Origin of the sequence: Streptomyces anandii JCM 4720 (genome assembly GCF_014650655.1) — a bacterium.
Classification (GTDB): Bacteria; Actinomycetota; Actinomycetes; order Streptomycetales; family Streptomycetaceae; genus Streptomyces; species Streptomyces anandii.
On the sequence record NZ_BMVJ01000027.1, the window covers coordinates 1 to 17,107 of the forward strand.

At 73.0% G+C, this 17,107-nt stretch carries 11 protein-coding genes and 1 pseudogene; 9 read left to right on the forward strand and 3 right to left on the reverse strand.

Going from position 1 to position 17,107, the window contains the following annotated elements; all coding sequences use genetic code 11:
* The 9 genes and pseudogenes from IE249_RS39095 to IE249_RS31555 form a co-directional block, all read left to right on the forward strand.
* Positions 1-110: pseudogene (locus tag IE249_RS39095) on the forward strand (SRPBCC family protein); the annotation flags it as partial.
* A 462-nt stretch (positions 111-572) separates the two neighbouring features.
* A complete protein-coding gene (glyA, locus tag IE249_RS31520; protein WP_189710337.1) occupies positions 573-1,856 on the forward strand; it encodes a serine hydroxymethyltransferase in 1,284 nt (427 codons plus the stop codon).
* A 64-nt stretch (positions 1,857-1,920) separates the two neighbouring features.
* Positions 1,921-3,303 (forward strand): L-serine ammonia-lyase, encoded by a 1,383-nt coding sequence (locus IE249_RS31525; RefSeq protein ID WP_189710339.1) that lies wholly within the window; start codon positions 1,921-1,923, stop codon positions 3,301-3,303.
* 114 nt (positions 3,304-3,417) lie between these two features.
* Positions 3,418-4,278 (forward strand): formate dehydrogenase accessory sulfurtransferase FdhD, encoded by an 861-nt coding sequence (gene fdhD, locus IE249_RS31530; protein ID WP_189710341.1) that lies wholly within the window; start codon positions 3,418-3,420, stop codon positions 4,276-4,278.
* On the forward strand, positions 4,275-5,633 hold the full coding sequence (mshA, locus tag IE249_RS31535) for a D-inositol-3-phosphate glycosyltransferase (RefSeq protein ID WP_373304504.1): 1,359 nt from the start codon (positions 4,275-4,277) through the stop codon (positions 5,631-5,633). The genes fdhD and mshA overlap by 4 nt, the downstream gene beginning before the upstream one ends.
* A 188-nt stretch (positions 5,634-5,821) precedes the next feature.
* Positions 5,822-7,081: a M20 family metallopeptidase gene (locus tag IE249_RS31540; protein ID WP_189710345.1), complete on the forward strand. Its 1,260-nt coding sequence runs from the start codon at positions 5,822-5,824 to the stop codon at positions 7,079-7,081.
* Positions 7,078-8,085 carry a GNAT family N-acetyltransferase gene (locus tag IE249_RS31545; RefSeq protein ID WP_229859667.1) on the forward strand — a complete coding sequence of 336 codons (1,008 nt, stop codon included), beginning with the start codon at positions 7,078-7,080 and terminating at the stop codon, positions 8,083-8,085. The genes IE249_RS31540 and IE249_RS31545 overlap by 4 nt, the downstream gene beginning before the upstream one ends.
* A complete protein-coding gene (gene menC / locus IE249_RS31550) occupies positions 8,082-9,194 on the forward strand; it encodes an o-succinylbenzoate synthase (RefSeq protein WP_189710347.1) in 1,113 nt (370 codons plus the stop codon). The genes IE249_RS31545 and menC overlap by 4 nt, the downstream gene beginning before the upstream one ends.
* A 158-nt stretch (positions 9,195-9,352) precedes the next feature.
* On the forward strand, positions 9,353-11,080 hold the full coding sequence (locus tag IE249_RS31555) for a PucR family transcriptional regulator (protein ID WP_229859669.1): 1,728 nt from the start codon (positions 9,353-9,355) through the stop codon (positions 11,078-11,080).
* A 60-nt stretch (positions 11,081-11,140) separates the two neighbouring features.
* On the opposite strand, the gene IE249_RS31560 is transcribed toward IE249_RS31555, so the two are convergent.
* From IE249_RS31560 to IE249_RS39100, 3 genes are all read right to left on the reverse strand, one after another.
* Positions 11,141-14,680, reverse strand: a complete 3,540-nt coding sequence (locus IE249_RS31560) for a prolyl oligopeptidase family serine peptidase (protein WP_189710351.1) — start codon at positions 14,678-14,680, stop codon at positions 11,141-11,143.
* 57 nt (positions 14,681-14,737) lie between these two features.
* Positions 14,738-16,603 carry an ABC transporter substrate-binding protein gene (locus IE249_RS31565; RefSeq protein WP_189710352.1) on the reverse strand — a complete coding sequence of 622 codons (1,866 nt, stop codon included), beginning with the start codon at positions 16,601-16,603 and terminating at the stop codon, positions 14,738-14,740.
* 232 nt (positions 16,604-16,835) lie between these two features.
* The coding region (locus tag IE249_RS39100) for an ABC transporter permease subunit (protein ID WP_229859673.1) at positions 16,836-17,107 on the reverse strand (272 nt) is incomplete at its 5' end.

The window sequence follows — 17,107 nt, forward strand, 5'->3', positions numbered from 1 at the left end:
TGAGCTCGCGGGCCTATGCCCGGGGCGGTGTCCTGGTCCCCAGCGAACACCACATCGGCGCCTTCCACGACTGGGTCCAGAGCAGGCTCGGGACGCGGCCCGCGCACTGATCCTCCACCCCGGTACGGCCGTCCACCTGCTCCCGCGGCCCCTGCGGCAGGTGGACGGCCCATGGGTGCTCCCGCCCGCGACCACCGCCGGGTGCGTTGCGTGATGTGCAACATGGGGCGTCCTTGTCAACTGATATCCGCGCATCCCTTGACAACCCCGGGAGTGGCCGGAAATCTGTTGCACATAATGAATTGCGTTGTCTAATGCGAGACGAAGTCGTCCCGAGATCGTCGAAGGGGAGGTCGACAGCCGTTCCTCACGGCCGTCCGCCGGCGCGAGGGCGCTCCCGTCGCCGTGCTCTCCCTCGGCCGGCCGAAGTTCTCCAGCCGGATCCGCCGCACCCTCGACCCCGCCGCGGCGGTCGTCGACTCATGAGCACCACCCCGTCCCGGCCCGCTCCACCCTCAGAGCGGGGCCCCGCCAGGAGGCTTCCGCAGCGCCTGCACCCGAGGAGACCGCCGATGACCCTGTTCAACCAGCCCCTGCACGAGGCCGATGCGGAGGTCGCCGCCGCGGTCTACGCCGAGCTGAACCGTCAGCAGTCCACGCTCGAGATGATCGCCTCGGAGAACTTCGCCCCCCTCGCGGTCATGGAGGCGCAGGGCTCGGTCCTCACCAACAAGTACGCCGAGGGCTACCCGGGCCGCCGCTACTACGGTGGCTGCGAGCACGTCGACGTCATCGAGCAGATCGCGATCGACCGCGTCAAGGAGCTGTTCGGGGCCGAGTACGCCAACGTCCAGCCGCACTCGGGCGCCTCCGCCAACCAGGCCGCCCTGTTCGCACTGGCCCAGCCCGGCGACACCGTCCTCGGCCTCGACCTGGCGCACGGCGGGCACCTCACCCACGGCATGAAGATCAACTTCTCGGGCAGGCAGTTCCAGGTGGTCGCCTACCACGTGGACGCCGAGACCGGTCTGGTCGACATGGCCGAGCTGGAGAAGCTGGCCAAGGAACACCGGCCGAAGGTGATCATCGCGGGCTGGTCGGCGTACCCGCGGCAGCTGGACTTCGCCGAGTTCCGCCGGATCGCCGACGAGGCCGGCGCGTACCTGATGGTCGACATGGCGCACTTCGCGGGGCTGGTGGCAGCCGGGCTGCACCCCAACCCGGTGGAACACGCGGACGTGGTCACCTCCACCACGCACAAGACCCTCGGTGGCCCGCGAGGCGGGATCATCCTCGCCAGGAAGGAGTTCGCCAGGAAGCTCAACTCCTCCGTCTTCCCCGGCTTCCAGGGCGGTCCCCTGCAGCACGTGATCGCGGCGAAGGCGGTCTCCTTCAAGGTCGCGGCGAGCGAGGAGTTCAGGGAGCGCCAGCACCGCACGGTCGAGGGCGCCCGCATTCTGGCCGAACGGCTGACGGACGCCGACGTCCGCGAGGCGGGGGTGAACGTCGCGTCCGGCGGCACCGATGTGCACCTGATCCTGGTCGACCTGCGTGCCTGCGAGCTGGACGGGCAGCAGGCCGAGGACCGTCTCCACGAGGTCGGCATCACGGTCAACCGCAACGCCGTCCCCCATGACCCACGCCCGCCGATGGTGACCTCGGGCCTGCGGATCGGGACGCCGGCCCTGGCCACCCGCGGCTTCACGGCCCAGGACTTCGCAGAGGTCGCGGACGTCATCGCACTGGCGCTGAAGGCGCCCTCCCCCTTCGCAGCGGCCGACGCGCACTCGCTCAGGGCCCGGGTGAAGGCCCTGGCGGACAAGCACCCGCTGTACCCCGGCCTCCAGGACCGGTGACAACCTCCCGCAGGGGTGTGCCGGGACACGCTCGGCACACCCCGCCCACCTGACGGAGCACGGCGTGCCAATCAGCGTCTTCGACCTCTTCTCCATCGGCATCGGCCCTTCCAGCTCGCACACCGTCGGGCCGATGCGCGCCGCCGGGATGTTCGTGGCCAGGCTGAAGCAGGACGGCGTACTCGCGCAGACCGCCGCGGTACGGGCAGAGCTCTTCGGCTCCCTCGGTGCCACCGGGCACGGCCACGGCACCCCCAAGGCGGTGCTGCTCGGCCTGGAGGGCAACGAGCCCCACACGGTCGACGTCGTCCAGGCCGACGCGGACGCGGAGCGCATCCGCAGCACCGGGCGCATCCGCCTGCTCGGTGCCGAGATCGGACCGGTGCACGAGATCGGCTTCGACGTCTCGACCCAGCTGGTCCTGCACCGCCGGCGCTCGTTGCCGTACCACGCCAACGGCATGATCCTCTTCGCGTACGACGCCGGCGGCCTGCCGCTGCTGGAGAAGACGTACTACTCGGTGGGCGGCGGCTTCGTCGTCGACGAGGACGCCGTCGGAGCGGACCGGGTCAAGCTCGACGAAACCGTGCCGGCCCATCCCTTCCGCACGGGTGACGAACTGCTGCGCCTCACCCGGGAGACCGGTCTGTCGATCTCCGCGTTGATGCTGGAGAACGAGAAGGCCTGGCGCACCGAGGAGGAGATCCGCCTGGGCCTGCTGGAGATATGGCGGGTCATGCGGGCCTGCGTCTCCCGGGGGCTGGGCCGCGAGGGAATCCTCCCCGGCGGACTGAAGGTGCGTCGCAGGGCCGCGGCGGCGGCCCGGGCGCTGCGCGGCGAGGGCGACCCGGCAGGCCGCGCGATGGAATGGGTGACCCTGTACGCCATGGCGGTGAACGAGGAGAACGCCGCCGGTGGCCGGGTCGTCACCGCTCCGACGAACGGTGCGGCGGGCATCATCCCGGCCGTGCTGCACTACTACCTCGGCTTCGTGCCGGGTGCGGACGAGGACGGCGTCGTCCGCTTCCTGCTCGCGGCGGGCGCCATCGGCATGCTCTTCAAGGAGAACGCCTCCATCTCCGGCGCCGAGGTCGGCTGCCAGGGCGAGGTCGGCTCCGCCTGCTCGATGGCCGCCGGCGGCCTCGCCGAGGTGCTGGGCGGCACACCCGAGCAGGTGGAGAACGCCGCCGAGATCGGGATGGAGCACAACCTCGGCCTGACCTGCGATCCCGTCGGTGGCCTCGTCCAGATCCCGTGCATCGAACGCAACGGCATGGCCGCGGTGAAGGCAGTCACCGCCGCCCGGATGGCCCTGCGAGGTGACGGTCGGCACCACGTGTCCCTGGACAAGGTCATCAAGACCATGAAGGAGACCGGCGCCGACATGAAGATCAAGTACAAGGAGACCGCCCGCGGCGGCCTCGCCGTCAACGTCATCGAGTGCTGAACAGCGGCTCCGTCCCCCGACGAGCGTCCCCGCGGCCGGCCCGTGCCGGCCGGCGGGGCCGGCATCCGGGCGCGGAGCACAGGGACGGTCAGGGACAGAACCGGGAGTGAGGCCATGGGACGGGTCACCGAGCGACGGCGGGTGCTGCGGATCCGGGACGGGGCGCTGAGCACACGCCCGGACACGCTGGTCGCGGAAGAGCCGCTGGAGATCCGCCTGAACGGCAGGCCCCTGGCCGTCACCATGCGCACGCCGGGCGACGACTTCGCGCTCGCCGCGGGGTTCCTGGTGAGCGAGGGCGTCGTGGCCCGGGCCACGGACGTGGCGAACATCGTGTACTGCGCCGGGACCGTGCAGGACGGCCCGAACACCTACAACGTCGTCGACGTGCACCTCGCCCCCGGTGTACCGCTGCCCCGCATCACGCTCGAGCGGAACGTCTACACCACGTCCTCGTGCGGCCTGTGCGGGAAGGCCGGCCTGGACGCCGTACGGACCACGGCACGCTGGCCGATCGACGACTCACCCGGTGTCCGGCCCACTCCAGAACTCCTGGCGGCCCTGCCCGGCAGGCTGAGGGCCGCGCAGCGGGTCTTCGACCGGACCGGGGGTCTGCACGCCGCCGGGCTGTTCTCGCCCGAGGGCGAACTGCAGGACCTGCGGGAGGACGTCGGCCGGCACAACGCCGTCGACAAACTCACCGGCCGCGCGCTGCGGTCCGGCCGGCTGCCGCTGTCCCGGAGCATTCTGCTGGTGTCGGGGCGTGCCTCCTTCGAGCTGGCGCAGAAGGCCGTGATGGCGGGCATCCCCGTGCTGGCGTCGGTCTCGGCACCCTCCTCTCTCGCCGTGGACCTCGCGGTGGAGACCGGACTCACGCTCGTCGGCTTCCTGCGGGGCGGCTCCATGAACGTGTACGCGGGCGGGCAGCGCCTCGACCTGGGCGCCTCGGCCCCGGCCGGAGGGGCTGCCGGGTGAGCCGGTACGCGACCCGGGAGGAAGGGCCCCGGTACGGCCCCGCCCACGGCAGTGTCCTCACCGGCTCGCCGCTGCCGCGACGGCCCGGTGCCCACGGCCGTCCGAGGCGCGTCGCGATGCTCAGCGTGCACACCTCACCACTGCACCAGCCAGGCACCGGCGACGCGGGCGGGATGAACGTCTACATCGTCGAGCTCGCCAAGCGCCTGGCCGGCATCGGCATCGAGGTGGAGATCTTCACCCGCACCACCTGTGCCGCGCTCCCGCCCAGCGTCGAACTCGCGCCCGGCGTCCTGGTGCGGCACGTCGACGCAGGACCCCACGAGGGCCTGGGCAAGGACGACCTGCCCGCACACCTGTCCGCCTTCGCACACGGTGTGACGCGGGCCCGGGCCGGCCACTACGACCTGGTGCACTCCCACTACTGGCTCTCCGGCCACGCCGGCCGCCTCGTCGCCGAGCGCTGGGGCGTTCCGCTCGTCCACGTCATGCACACCATGGCCAAGGTCAAGAACGCCTGCCCCGCCGAGGGCGACGCCCCGGAGCCCGCGGCCCGCGTGATCGGCGAGGGACAGGTCGTGCGCGCCGCCGACCGGCTGATAGCCAACACCGAGAAGGAAGCCGAAGAACTGCGCCGCCACTACGACGCCGACACCGGCAGGGTCGCCGTCGTCCACCCCGGTGTCGACCTGGAACGCTTCCGACCCGACGCCCGCGGTGTCGACGCCGGCCGGGCCGCGGCCCGCTCCCGCCTCGGACTCCCGCACGATGCCCTCATCCCCTTGTTCGTGGGCCGCATACAGCCGCTGAAGGCGCCGGACGTCCTGCTGCGCGCGGTGGCCCGGCTGCTGGACGAGCGACCACGGCTGCGGCGACGGATCGTGGTCCCGGTTGTCGGCGGGCCCAGCGGAAGCGGCCTGGCCCAGCCGGAGGGACTGCAGAAGCTGGCGGCCCGGCTCGGCATCTGCGACGTCGTGCTGTTCCGGCCGCCGGTCGGCCAGGACCGACTCGCCGACTGGTACCGGGCGGCGTCCGTCCTGGTCATGCCGTCGCACAGCGAATCCTTCGGCCTGGTGGCCGTCGAGGCGCAGGCCTGCGGCACCCCGGTGGTCGCCGCCGAGGTCGGCGGCCTGACCGTCGCCGTACGGGACGGGGTGAGCGGCGTCCTCGTACCGGGGCACGATCCGGCCGACTACGCCCGGGCGCTGCGCGGATTCGCCGACGACCCGGCCCGCTCCGCCCGGATGGGCCGCGCCGCGGCCGAGCATGCCCGGTCCTTCGGCTGGACCGCGGCCGCGGCGGCGACGGCGGAGGTCTACACGGCGGTTCTGCGCGAGCGTCGGCCCACACCATGACCCCGGTCGAGGACACCGCCCGCCGGGCACCGGGCGAGGATCAGGTCCGCGGGCCGGGCCGGCGGGCCGCAGGGGGCCGGGCCGGCCGGGCGCTGCGGTCCCGCTTTCGTCACCGCGTCCCAACCGCGCGCAGCCATCCCGGCGGATCGGACAACGCCGTCCGCCGCGCGACCGGCGATGCTGGGGCGATGCGTCGACCACAGGAGCACGCCGCGATCGGTACGGCGGACGACCGGCGGTCCTGCGAGAGCGGGCCGAGCGCCGCGCTGGTCGCCGACATCGGGCGGCTCGTGCGCTGTGAGTCCCCCTCCGAGGACCTGGCAGCCATCGCCCGCAGTGCCGAACTGGTCGCCGACACCGGCGCCCGCCACCTGGGCACGCGACCGGAACGCCTGGTCATCGACGGGTGCACCCACCTGCGCTGGCGCTTCGGCGACACCCCGCGCGTGCTGCTGCTCGGCCACCACGACACGGTGTGGCCGATCGGCTCGCTGGCCCGCCACCCCTTCGAGGTGCGCGAGGGAGTGCTGCGCGGCCCGGGGTGTTTCGACATGAAGGCGGGCCTGGTGATGGCCTTCCACGCCCTGGCGGCCCTGCGCGGCGCGGGCGGCTCGGACGGTCTGGACGGCGTCACCCTCCTCGTCACCGGTGACGAGGAACCGGGATCCCCCACTTCGCGTGAGCTCATCGAGGACGAGGCACGCCGGTGTGCCGCCGTCCTCGTCCTGGAGGCCGCCGGGCCCGGGGGCGCCCTGAAGACCGAGCGCAAGGGCGTGTCGCGTTACGAGGTGCTGGTACGCGGACGGGCCGCTCACTCCGGCCTGGACCCGGAGCGCGGGGTGAACGCCACGGTCGAGGCGGCCCACCAGGTCCTGGCCGTGACCGCACTGGGCGATCCGGCTCTGGGCACCGCCGTCACCCCGACCCGCCTGGAGGCGGGCACCACCGTCAACACCGTTCCCGCCGCGGCCCGTTTCGACGTCGACGTCCGAGTCCGCGATGCCGCCGAACAGCACCGCGTCGACACCGCCCTGCGGGCCCTGCGGCCCCGCCTTCCGGGCGCCGTCCTGGAAATCCGGGGCGGCCCGAACCGCCCGCCCCTGCCCGCCGCGGCCTCGGGGGATCTGTTCGAACTCGCGAACCGGCTCGCGGAAGGCCTCGGCATCGGGCCGCTCACCTCGGCCGCCGTCGGCGGCGCCTCCGACGGGAACCTCGCCGCCGGCGTCGGCACGCCCACCCTCGACGGCCTGGGCGCGGTCGGCGCAGGAGCGCACGCCGACGACGAACACGTGCTGGTGGCGCAGCTGCCGGAGCGGACCCGCCTGCTCGCCGCGCTGGTCGCCGAACTGCTGGCGTCCGGCGGCACCGGATGGTCCGCCCCGACGAATCCGCACCCCCCCTCCTGTGCTTCCGGACCAGCTACGGGACGACAGCGGATGGAACCATGACCGACGTGAGCGATCTCCTGCGCGACCGCAACGGGACCCCGCCCCTCGACGCGGCCTGCGCCGCGGCCCAGGCCGCCGCGCGCACCGCGGGCGTCGACATCCGCACCCTGGACGGCATGAGCGAACTCGCGGCGGTCCAACGCCTGTACGAGCGCGTCTGGCGCACCGGCGAGAACCACCCCCCGGTGGCGGCCGACCTGCTGCGTGCGATGACCAAGGCGGGCAGTTACGTGAGCGGCGCCTTCGAGGACGGCCGACTGGTGGGCGCCTGCTTCGGCTTCTTCACCCCGCCGGCGCGCGGGGCCCTGCACAGCCACATCGCCGGGGTGCTGCCGCGCTTGCGGGGACGCAGCGTCGGGTTCGCGCTCAAGCTGCACCAGCGTGCCTGGGCGATGAAGCGCGGCGCCGACGAGATCTGCTGGACGTACGACCCGCTGGTGCGCCGCAACGCCTACTTCAACATCGCCAAGCTGGCCGCCGACCCGTCCGAGTACCTGCCGGACTTCTACGGCCCGATCGCCGACGACATCAACCGCGGCGACGACAGCGACCGGATCCTGGTGAGCTGGCGGCTGCAGTCGCCCGACGCCGAACTGGCCGGCGCCGGCCGTCCCCGGCTGACCAGCGCGCGGGTGGCACGGGCGGCGGGCGCGGTCGTGGGGCTCGGCGCCTCGACGGCGGGTGGGCCGGCCGCCGGGCGTACCGACGCGCCCACCGTGCTCGTGGCCGTTCCCGAGGATGTCGAGGCCCTGCGGGTGAGCGACCCGGCGCGCGCCGCCGAGTGGCGCACGGCGGTCCGGGAGGTCCTCGGCGGTCTGTTCTCGGAAGGGGCCCGGGTCCGTGGTTTCGACCGCGCGGGCTGGTACGTCGTGGACCGTCCGGCGACGGGGCCGGCGCGGACCGAAGGAGCCGCGACCGGGCGGGTCCCGGGGACAAAGGCCCCAGCCGGGCAAGCCGGAAGCGGACACGCAGCGGCCGGACGGACACCGGGGAGGGCGTCGTGAAGCTCAGCGGAGTCGAGATCCGCACCGTCGAACTGCCGCTCGTGTCACCCTTCCGCACCTCCTTCGGCACCGAGACCGTGCGCGAGGCGCTGCTCGTGCGCGTGGTCACCGACGAGGCCGAGGGCTGGGGGGAGTGCGGCGCGGGCACCGCACCGCTGTACTCCTCGGAGTACACCCACGCCGCGGCCGACGTCCTGACCCGCTTCCTGGTCCCCGCCCTGGCCGGGGTGCCGGGCCTGGACGCCCACCGGGTCGCCCCGGCCCTGGCCCCCTTCAAGGGCCACCGCATGGCCAAGGCCGCACTGGAGACGGCGGTCCTGGACGCGGACCTCCGGGCCCGCGGCGTCTCCTTCGGGCACGCACTCGGCGCGGTCCGCGAGACCGTCCCGTGCGGGGTGTCCGTGGGAATCACCGAATCGGTCCCCGCCCTGCTCGACGCGGTCGCCGGCTACCTCGACGCCGGCTACCTGCGCATCAAGCTGAAGATCGAGCCGGGCTGGGACGTCGAGCCGGTCCGTGCCGTGCGCGAGCGGTTCGGCGACATCCTGCTCCAGGCCGACGCCAACACCGCCTACCGCCGCGCAGACGCCCGCCACCTCGCCCGCCTGGACCCCTTCGACCTGCTCCTGCTGGAACAGCCCCTGGCGGAGGACGACCTGGCCGGGCACGCGGAACTCGCCGCGCGCCTCACCACGCCGATCTGCCTCGACGAGTCGATCGTCTCCGCCCGCGCCGCCGCCGACGCCATCGCGCTCGGTGCCTGCCGGGTGGTGAACATCAAGCCCGGCCGGGTGGGCGGTTACCTGGAGGCCCGGCGGATCCACGACGTCTGCGCAGCGCACGGCGTGCCCGTGTGGTGCGGAGGCATGCTGGAGACGGGGGTCGGCCGGGCCGCCAACCTCGCCCTCGCCGCCCTGCCCGGGTGTTTGTTGCCCGGCGACACCTCGGCGTCCGACCGCTACTACCGAACCGACATCACCGCGCCGTTCCGCCTGGTGGACGGGCACCTCGCGGTGCCGACCGGGCCGGGGATCGGCGTGACTCCGATCCCGGACGTGCTGGAGGCCGTCACCACCGCCACGAAGTGGGTGCCCGTTCCCGCCGGGTGACACCGGCGTGATCGCCCGCCCCTCTCCCCGCCCACCCGACCCTTCGACCACGTGTACGGCGTTCCCCAGGTCCGATGTCCCGTCCGACGAAAGAAGTGGAGCCATTTCGTCATGCGCGACGAACAACGACACGGCGGGGCCGCGCTACTTTCGGCCCCGTGTTCATCCCCGTGACCAGCATCCCGCCGGCCAACCTCGGACGAGTACTGGAGGAACTGGGCACCACCCTGCTCGAAGTGGTCTGCGGCGACGTCGGACGTGTCGACGCCCTCGGCGGCATCGTCATCCACGACCCGCTCGACGAACCGGAACTGCCCCGCAACGCCCTGGTGATGGGCGTCGGCCTGCACGACCCCGCCGACATCGCGCGGGTCGTGACCCGGCTCGGGCACCACGGCGCCGCCGCCCTGGTGGTCCGCGCACCCGTCGTGGCCGACGAACGGCTGGTCGCCGCGGCGCGCGCGTCGGGTGTGGTGGTCCTCGCCTTCGCCCGCGGCGCCTCGTGGACGCACCTGGGCGGGATGCTCCGCACCCTGACGGCGGAGAACGGGGGTTTCCACGATGCGGACGCCCCCGCCTCCGGCCGCGCCGGGTCCGGCGACCTCTTCGCCGTCGCCAACGCCATCGCCGCGCTTCTCGACGCACCCGTCACCATCGAGGACCGCAACTCCCGCCTGCTGGCCTTCTCCAGCCGCCAGGAGGACGTGGACCCCTCGCGTGTCCAGACGATCCTGGGCCGTCAGGTCCCCGAGCACTACACCCGCATCCTGGAGGAACGCGGGGTCTTCCAGGCCATCTACCGCAGCGACCGGCCCGTCTTCGTGGACTCCCTGCCCGTGGCCGACGACTCGCGCGAGCCGGCCGAACTGCCCCGCGCGGCCATAGCCGTGCGCGCCGGGGACGAGATCCTCGGCACGATCTGGGTGGTCGCCCCCGAGCCCCTCGACGAGGTGCGCAGCCAGGCTCTCCACGAGGCGTCCAAGCTCGTCGCGATGCACATGGTGTCGCAGCGGGCCGACGCCGACATGGAACGGCGGCTGCGCGCGGAGCTGCTGGCCACCGCGCTGGAGAGCGGGCCGGGGGCACTGGAGGCGACCCGTCGCCTCGGTCTGGAGGACGAACCCGCCACGGTCCTCGCGCTCACCGTCGTCGACCCGGACACCGGCCACTCCCTGCCCGCCCGCCTCGCCACGGAACGCAAGCGGCTCACCGACGCGTTTGCCATGCACCTGTCCGCCGTGCATCCGCGCGCCACCACAGCGCTGATCGGCGACGTGGCCTACGGCATCCTGCCCCTGCCGCCGGGCCGCCAGGACCGGGCAGCGGGCCGGCAGAGAAGACAGGAAGGACGGCTCGCCCGGAGCGGACAGGACGCCGGGGAACGCGCGTCCGGCATCGCCGCGCAGTTCCTGGCCCGGGTGGGCTCCTGCCTGCGCCCGCTGATCGGAGTGGGCCCGCTCGCCACCGACAGCTCGGACCTGGCCCGCTCCCGTGCCGGAGCCGACCGGGCCCTGCGCGTCCTGCGGTCGGGAGCCGTCGCCGGGCAGCGTGTGGCCCGGCTGGACGACGTCCATGTCGAGGCACTGCTCCTCGAACTCGCCGACCGTGTCCCGCGCGGAGACCTGCCGAGCGGTGCTGTCGCCCGGATCGTCGCCTATGACCGCAAGTGCCAGACCAGCCTGGTGGAGACACTGCGCAGCTGGCTGGACGCCTTCGGCGACGTGGCCGTGGCCTCGGCCGCGATGTTCGTGCACCCCAACACGTTCCGCTACCGGCTGCGGCGCGCGGCCGAGGTGGGCGGCATCGACCTCAACGACCCGGGGGCGCGCCTGTCCGCCATGATTCAGCTCCGGCTGATGTCCCTCAGGCCGGCACCGGACGACTGAGCCGCCCACGCCGTTGCCGTCCCCGCCCCGCAGTCCCGTCGGCACAGCACCCCGCACGCTTCACGCGTCCCGTTCGTCCCGCGGACCGCGCCTGCGCCGCGGTACCCGCAGGCCAAGCGACCCGGCCAGGAACGCCAGCCACTCGGCGTCCTGCGCCAAAGCCACCTCTCGCGGTGTCGCCGCGCCGTGCCCGGCATGCTCGAAGACGTGCGCCAGGATCGGCTGCGGCCCCTGCTGGGCGGCCTGCAACCGTGCCGCGAACTTGCGCGCGTGCCAGGGGCGGCAGCGCGGATCGGCCGCTCCGGCCTGGACGTAGACCGCCGGGAAGACCGCGGGTTCGACCAGGTGGTACGGCGACCGCCGCAGCAGCCGACGGACCTGCGCCGGGTCGTCCGGGTCCGCCCACGCCTTGCGGATGACGAAGTCCAGGTAGGGGTCGCGGGTGCCACCGATCAGGTCCAGCAGGGGTGCCCGCGGAAGTACCGCCCGCCACAGGTCGGGGCGGGTGGTGACGGCCACCCCGCACATCAGGCCGCCGTCGGACCCGCCGGTCAGGGCGAGCCGGCCGGCGCTCGTCAGGCCGCCGGCGATGAGGTGCTCGGCCACCGCGACGAGGTCGGTGTCGCGCACCTCCTTGCGCTCCCGGTGCGCGGCCAGGTACCAGTCCCGGCCGAACTCCCCGCCCCCGCGCAGGTACGCCTGGACCAGGACACCACCGGCTGCGACGAAGGCGGCGAGGTCCGGCTGGTACTGGGGCAGCAGCGGCACGTTCGCCGCGCCGTACGCGGAGATCAGTACCGGTGCCGGGGCAGCGGGTTGCGGCGCCCCGGCTTCTTCCCCGCCGCCGGTCGGGCGTACCACGTGGTACGGCACCCGGACGCCGTCGGGCGCGGCGGCCCACCCCTCCTCGACCTCGGCGCACAGGGTGACCGCCGGGGCCGCCAGCGTCTCCGTCCCCTCCTCACCGGGCCTGTGCCGGTAGACACCCCAGGAACTGGTCAACGTGGAGAAGGCGAAGACGAAATCGTCCACGGGAGCGCCGACGGCCAGCGCGGTCAGCGGGAAGAAGGGGGCGGCGAGCGCACCACGACCGGGGAGCGGCACCTCACCGGTCACGGCACCGGAGCGGTCGAGGATCCGTACCCGGGCGTACGTCCGGTCGAACTCGCTCAGGTAGAGGTGGTCGCCGACCGGGCAGAGCGACCGCAGAACCGTCTCGCCCTCCGGGACCAGTTCGGTCCACCCCGCCGGATCGCCGGGGTCCACCGGGCCGTCGGCGTTCGCGGCCCTCAGGGGGATGGCGACCACCCGCCCGCGCGGGGCGGCGACATCGGTCACCGCCACGTAGTGGTCGCCGACGATGTGGCCGGCGACCGTCCCCGAGCACGCGGTCACGAAGGGGCGCCACGCCCCGCCCGGGTCGGACAGGTCGCGCACCGCGACCGGTATCGGGCTGCCCACCCGGTGGCTGGCGACGGCCCACCGGCCGTGAGGAGAGACCTGGATGAGGGTGTACTCCCGCGAGCCCTCCCCGACCGGAACCGCTTCCACGGTGGTGCTCGCGGTGCCGTCGTTCGACGGCCGGCCGAGCCGGTGCAGGAACACCGCCTGTTGGAACTCCTCCGGCGAACCGGTGAGCGCGAAGAAGTAGAAGCCGCTGCTGTCGGGCAGCCACGAGACGCCGCCGGCCCACGCGCTGTGCAGGACCTGTCGCGGCGCACCGGCGAGCACCCGCCCCGAGGCGACGTCGACCAGGCGGACGGTGTTGTGCTCGCTGCCGTCGGTGCACACGCCCAGGGCCAGGGTGCGACCGTCCGGCGCGGGGGCCAGCCAGGACAGGACCGCCGGCTGGTCCGCGGTCCCGAATCCGGCCAGGTCGACCACCTCCCGGCCCTCGCCCAGCGGCCGGTCGGCCACCACCACGGTGGGTGCCGCCGCGCCCGGCGGTGTCACGGCGCGGAACCAGCGGCCGGCCGCGTACCGGGGCAGGGACGGGCGGGACCCGCTGTCGTGTTCCCGGACCAACTCCCGGACGGCAGCCGGGTCCTGCCCGCGGTAGGCGAGGGCGGTGGCGAGTTCGGCCTGCCGGCGCTGCCACTGCCGCACCTCGTCGGTCTCCTCCTCCAGCCAGCGGTACGGGTCCGGTACGCGGACGCCCGCGACGTCGTCGAACACCTCCGCGACGCGCGTGGGCGGGTAGGCCGGGGGAGCCGGGTCGCGAAAGCCGCGGGAACGAGAGGAACGAGAGGAACGAGAGGATGAGGGACCGGTCACGGTGACTGCGACTCCTTGTAGGTCTTCGAGCTCTCGGAACGACCGGGGCGCCTTGGCCCTCCCGGCCCCGGCGAACTCCGCGCGCAGCCGCTCGAACGCGCCCGGGACCGGTGTGACCCGCCGGAAGTGGACCAGCGCGTCATAGGCCGCGGGGAAGTCGTCCACGGTGTCGACGGCGCCACCGGCGAGCGTGCCCTCGACCCCAGCGAAGAACCCGGCCGGCGCCCGGCGGAGGTCGACGACCACCGCGGACCGCCCACCGGGCCCCGGCCGGTCCCCGGCCCGTTCGTCGGCCAGTTGCTCCAGCCGGGCCTCGACGCAGTGCGGTGCCAGTCGTCGCGCCCCGAGGGAGACCTCGCAGTCGAACGGACGCGCGGAGCGCTGGGTGAAACGGACCTCCGGACCGGATCCGTAGGTCGTCGCGATGACGACGAGGCCGGCCCCCGCGGAGGCGGCGAGCAGCCCGCCCGCCATCGGCCGGCCGTCGAGCGGCGAGCGCCGGACGTGCGCGTTGTGGGCGCTCACCAGGACACGCCGCTCCCGCTCCAGGATCCACTCCACGGTCTCGGCCATGAACGCGTCCCGCGGGTACGGTTCCGCCGGGAACGGGTCCGCCCCCTCCAGCTCCCGCACCAGAGCCCGCAGCGAGGCCGCGCACCGCCGCGCCACCTCGTCGTGCAGTGAGAAAGCCCGCTCCACCAGCTCGTCGAGTCCCGCGAGCAGCCGGATCCGTTCGACGGCGGGCATGGCCGCGTAGCGGATCGCCGCCTCCGTGCGGCCCCCCAGGTCGGCCAGCCGGAGCAGTTCCCCGTCCCCCGGGCGTCCCGGGATCCTGTCGAGGCATGCGCGTACCGCCGGCCCGGGGGAGGTGCAGGAACCGGGAAGGTCCATCCCGTAGAAGCTGACCCCCGCCCCGCCGGCCCGGGGGCTTGCCTCCTGCCCCGCGTGCTCGGCCCGTCCGGCGTTCCACCGGCGCATCCAGCGCAGTTGCCGGCGTACCGGCTCACACTCGCCGAACCGGTAGGTCAAGCCCTCCCGGGCGATCGCCCCGGCCTGCCCCGGACCGCCGTGCACCCAGGCGTCGACGGCCAGCCCCTCGGCGAACCCGGACTCCGTCACGAGGGCCGAGAAACCGAGATCCCGCACCAGGAGGCGGAACAACCGGTCCCTGAACTCGTGGAACTCCGTGATGTTGTGCGCGCCCTCGCCGAGGGCCACCACCCGGGCGTCACCGACCAGGTCGCGCACCGCGTCGAGGCCGTCCCGGTCACCGGCTCCCATCACCCTGGCGAAGTCGGGGGACTCGGCGGCGCCTTCGGATGCCATGGGAGGCTCCTGAACTTTCCGGTGGAGACGGACGGATGGACAGGCGGGCGGGGAGGATCAGCCGTGGAAGTACCAGAGCTCCGGCGTGTAGAGGAAGCTGAGCAGGGAGTTGAACGACGACGGCGGTCCGGACAGGGTGTCCTTCCACACGACCAGGGTGTCCGGGGTCGGGAAGAAGAGCACCGGCAGGTCCTCGGACAGGCGGGTCACCTCGGCCGACAACACCCTCGGGTCGGCCCCGAACGTCGAGGCGTTGATCAGCTTGTCCGCCTCGGGATCCGAGTAGCTGCCGAGGTTGAAGCTGCCGTCCGTGTTGAACACCGTGTTGCTGCTCGGGTACCCGGCCGCCAGGTACAGGGGTCCGTAGTCCTGCATCGCCCACTTGTTCCTGCCGGCCGGCGCGAAGGTGTTGCCGTAGTTGGTGTACATGTAGTTGAGCGACTTGGTGACGATCCTGACCCTGACGCCGAGCTTCCTGGCCGCCGACGCGAACGCGGTGTCCCGCGCACCCACGTACGCCGGGCTGGTCGCGGAGATGAGGGTGAAGTCGATCGTCTGCCCCTTGGGAATCCCGGGGCCGCACTCGCCCGTCCCGGTGCCCGGGCGCTCGCAGACGGTGGCGCCGTCCGGCACCACCTTCCAGCCGTGGCCGGTGAGCAGCTTCCCGGCGGCGGCAGGGTCGTACGGGTAGGGTGCGCGGTCACCGAAGCGGGGCGGATAGGGGGAGTCGCTGCCGGCCGTGCTGTAGTTCGGGGAGGCGGCGCCGTTGTGGACACCGCGGCTCTTGATGTACCCCTCCTGGTCGATCAGGCGCTGGAGGGCCTGCCGGACGTACGGCTGCGCCACGACCTTGTCGAAGTTGTTGCTGGTGTCCTTGAAGTTGAGGGTCAGCGGGTCGAACCGGGCGGGCGCCGGGGCGCCGTAGACGTGGTAGCCGTGCTTCTTCAGCGCGTTGATCTGGGTGATGAAGCCGGAGTCCAGTGTGCCGACGGTCAGCCTGCCGGCCTTGAACTGGTTGAGCACCGCGGAGGCGGAGGTGAAGGCCTTGAAATCGACCTGGTCCAGTCGTGACCCGCCCGGACCGCTGTAGGACCTGTTGGGGACCAGCGAGAACGAACCGGTGCTCGGGTCGAAGCTCTTGAGCCGGTACGGTCCGTTGACGACCTGCCACAGCGGGTTGGTGGCGAAGGTGGACTGGTGACCGGACTGGTTCGTCAGGTAGTCGTAGATGGCTCTGGCGTTCCTCGGTCTGGTGTAGTCCAGGTGCGGGCCGCCGGTGCGTGCGATGTTCCACCGCTCGGACGGCATGACGTACAGCAGCGTCAGCATGGACAGCAGGTAGGACGGGTTGTAGGCCGTCCTCAGCTTGAGGGTCAGGGTGTCCGGCGAGGTGGCCTCGGCGGTGATCCCGTCGGGGAACTGGCCCGGTGTGTAGAAGCTCCAGTTGGCCGGGCTCTCAGCCACCGCCGCCTTGAGCAGGGCGAGGGAGAAGACGACGTCGCCGGCGGTGACCGGCTTGCCGTCGGACCACGTGTAGTCCTTCATCCTGATGGTCACGGTCTTGCGGTCGGAGCTGTATGCGGGGGCCTCGGCCAGGCTCAGCCCGAGGTCGGCGACCTGGTCGCCATTCCCACTGGGGCGATACAGGGAGCGCCACATCAGCCCCCGGGCGACGACGGTCCCGTCGTCGGAGGCCGGCGGGTAGGGGTAGATGTAGTTGGGGCTGACACCGGGGGTCAGCGCGATGGTGGCCGTTCCGCCGTTCCTGGGCTTGCCCGACTCCTTCGGCAGGGTCCTGTAGCTGTGGTGGACGTCCTTCGCCGCGCCTGCGCCGCCGCTGGTGCACGCCGTGGCGAGCATTCCTGACGCGGTGGCGAGCGCCAGCAGGAGGCGCCCTCGGTGCTGACCGGACACATGGGTCATGGTTGGCTCCCTGCGGTGTGTGGTGGGGATGGGCGAAGGGGGACGGGGCGGGAATGCCGCCGGCGGAACGCGGGTGGCGGCCGGTCCCGCCCCGCGGCGCGGGTCGCAGGCGCCCCACCTGCCATCGGCCGTGTTCGAACGGGCCCGACGATTCCGGCGGTCAGCGTCCGTCGTGACGGACACAGCAGGCCGCGGAGCGGGCGACGGGTCGGTCCCCGGGCGCGCGGAGCCCTCAGCCGGCCCGGCGCCCGACCGCGTCGCGGAGCGCGTCCGCGAGCAGGTTGAGCGCCAGCACCGTCAGGACGATGCAGCCGCCGACGGGATAGATCAGCCACCAGTAGTCACCGGAGATGTAGGTGACACCGCTGGCGAGCTGGCTGCCCCAGTCCGAAGCGGGATAGGTCAGGCCGAAGCCGAGGAAACCCAGGGCGGCGACGACCAGGACCGCGTCGGCGACCTGGAAGGTGATGTTGACGATGACCACCCCCAGCGCGTTCGGGATCA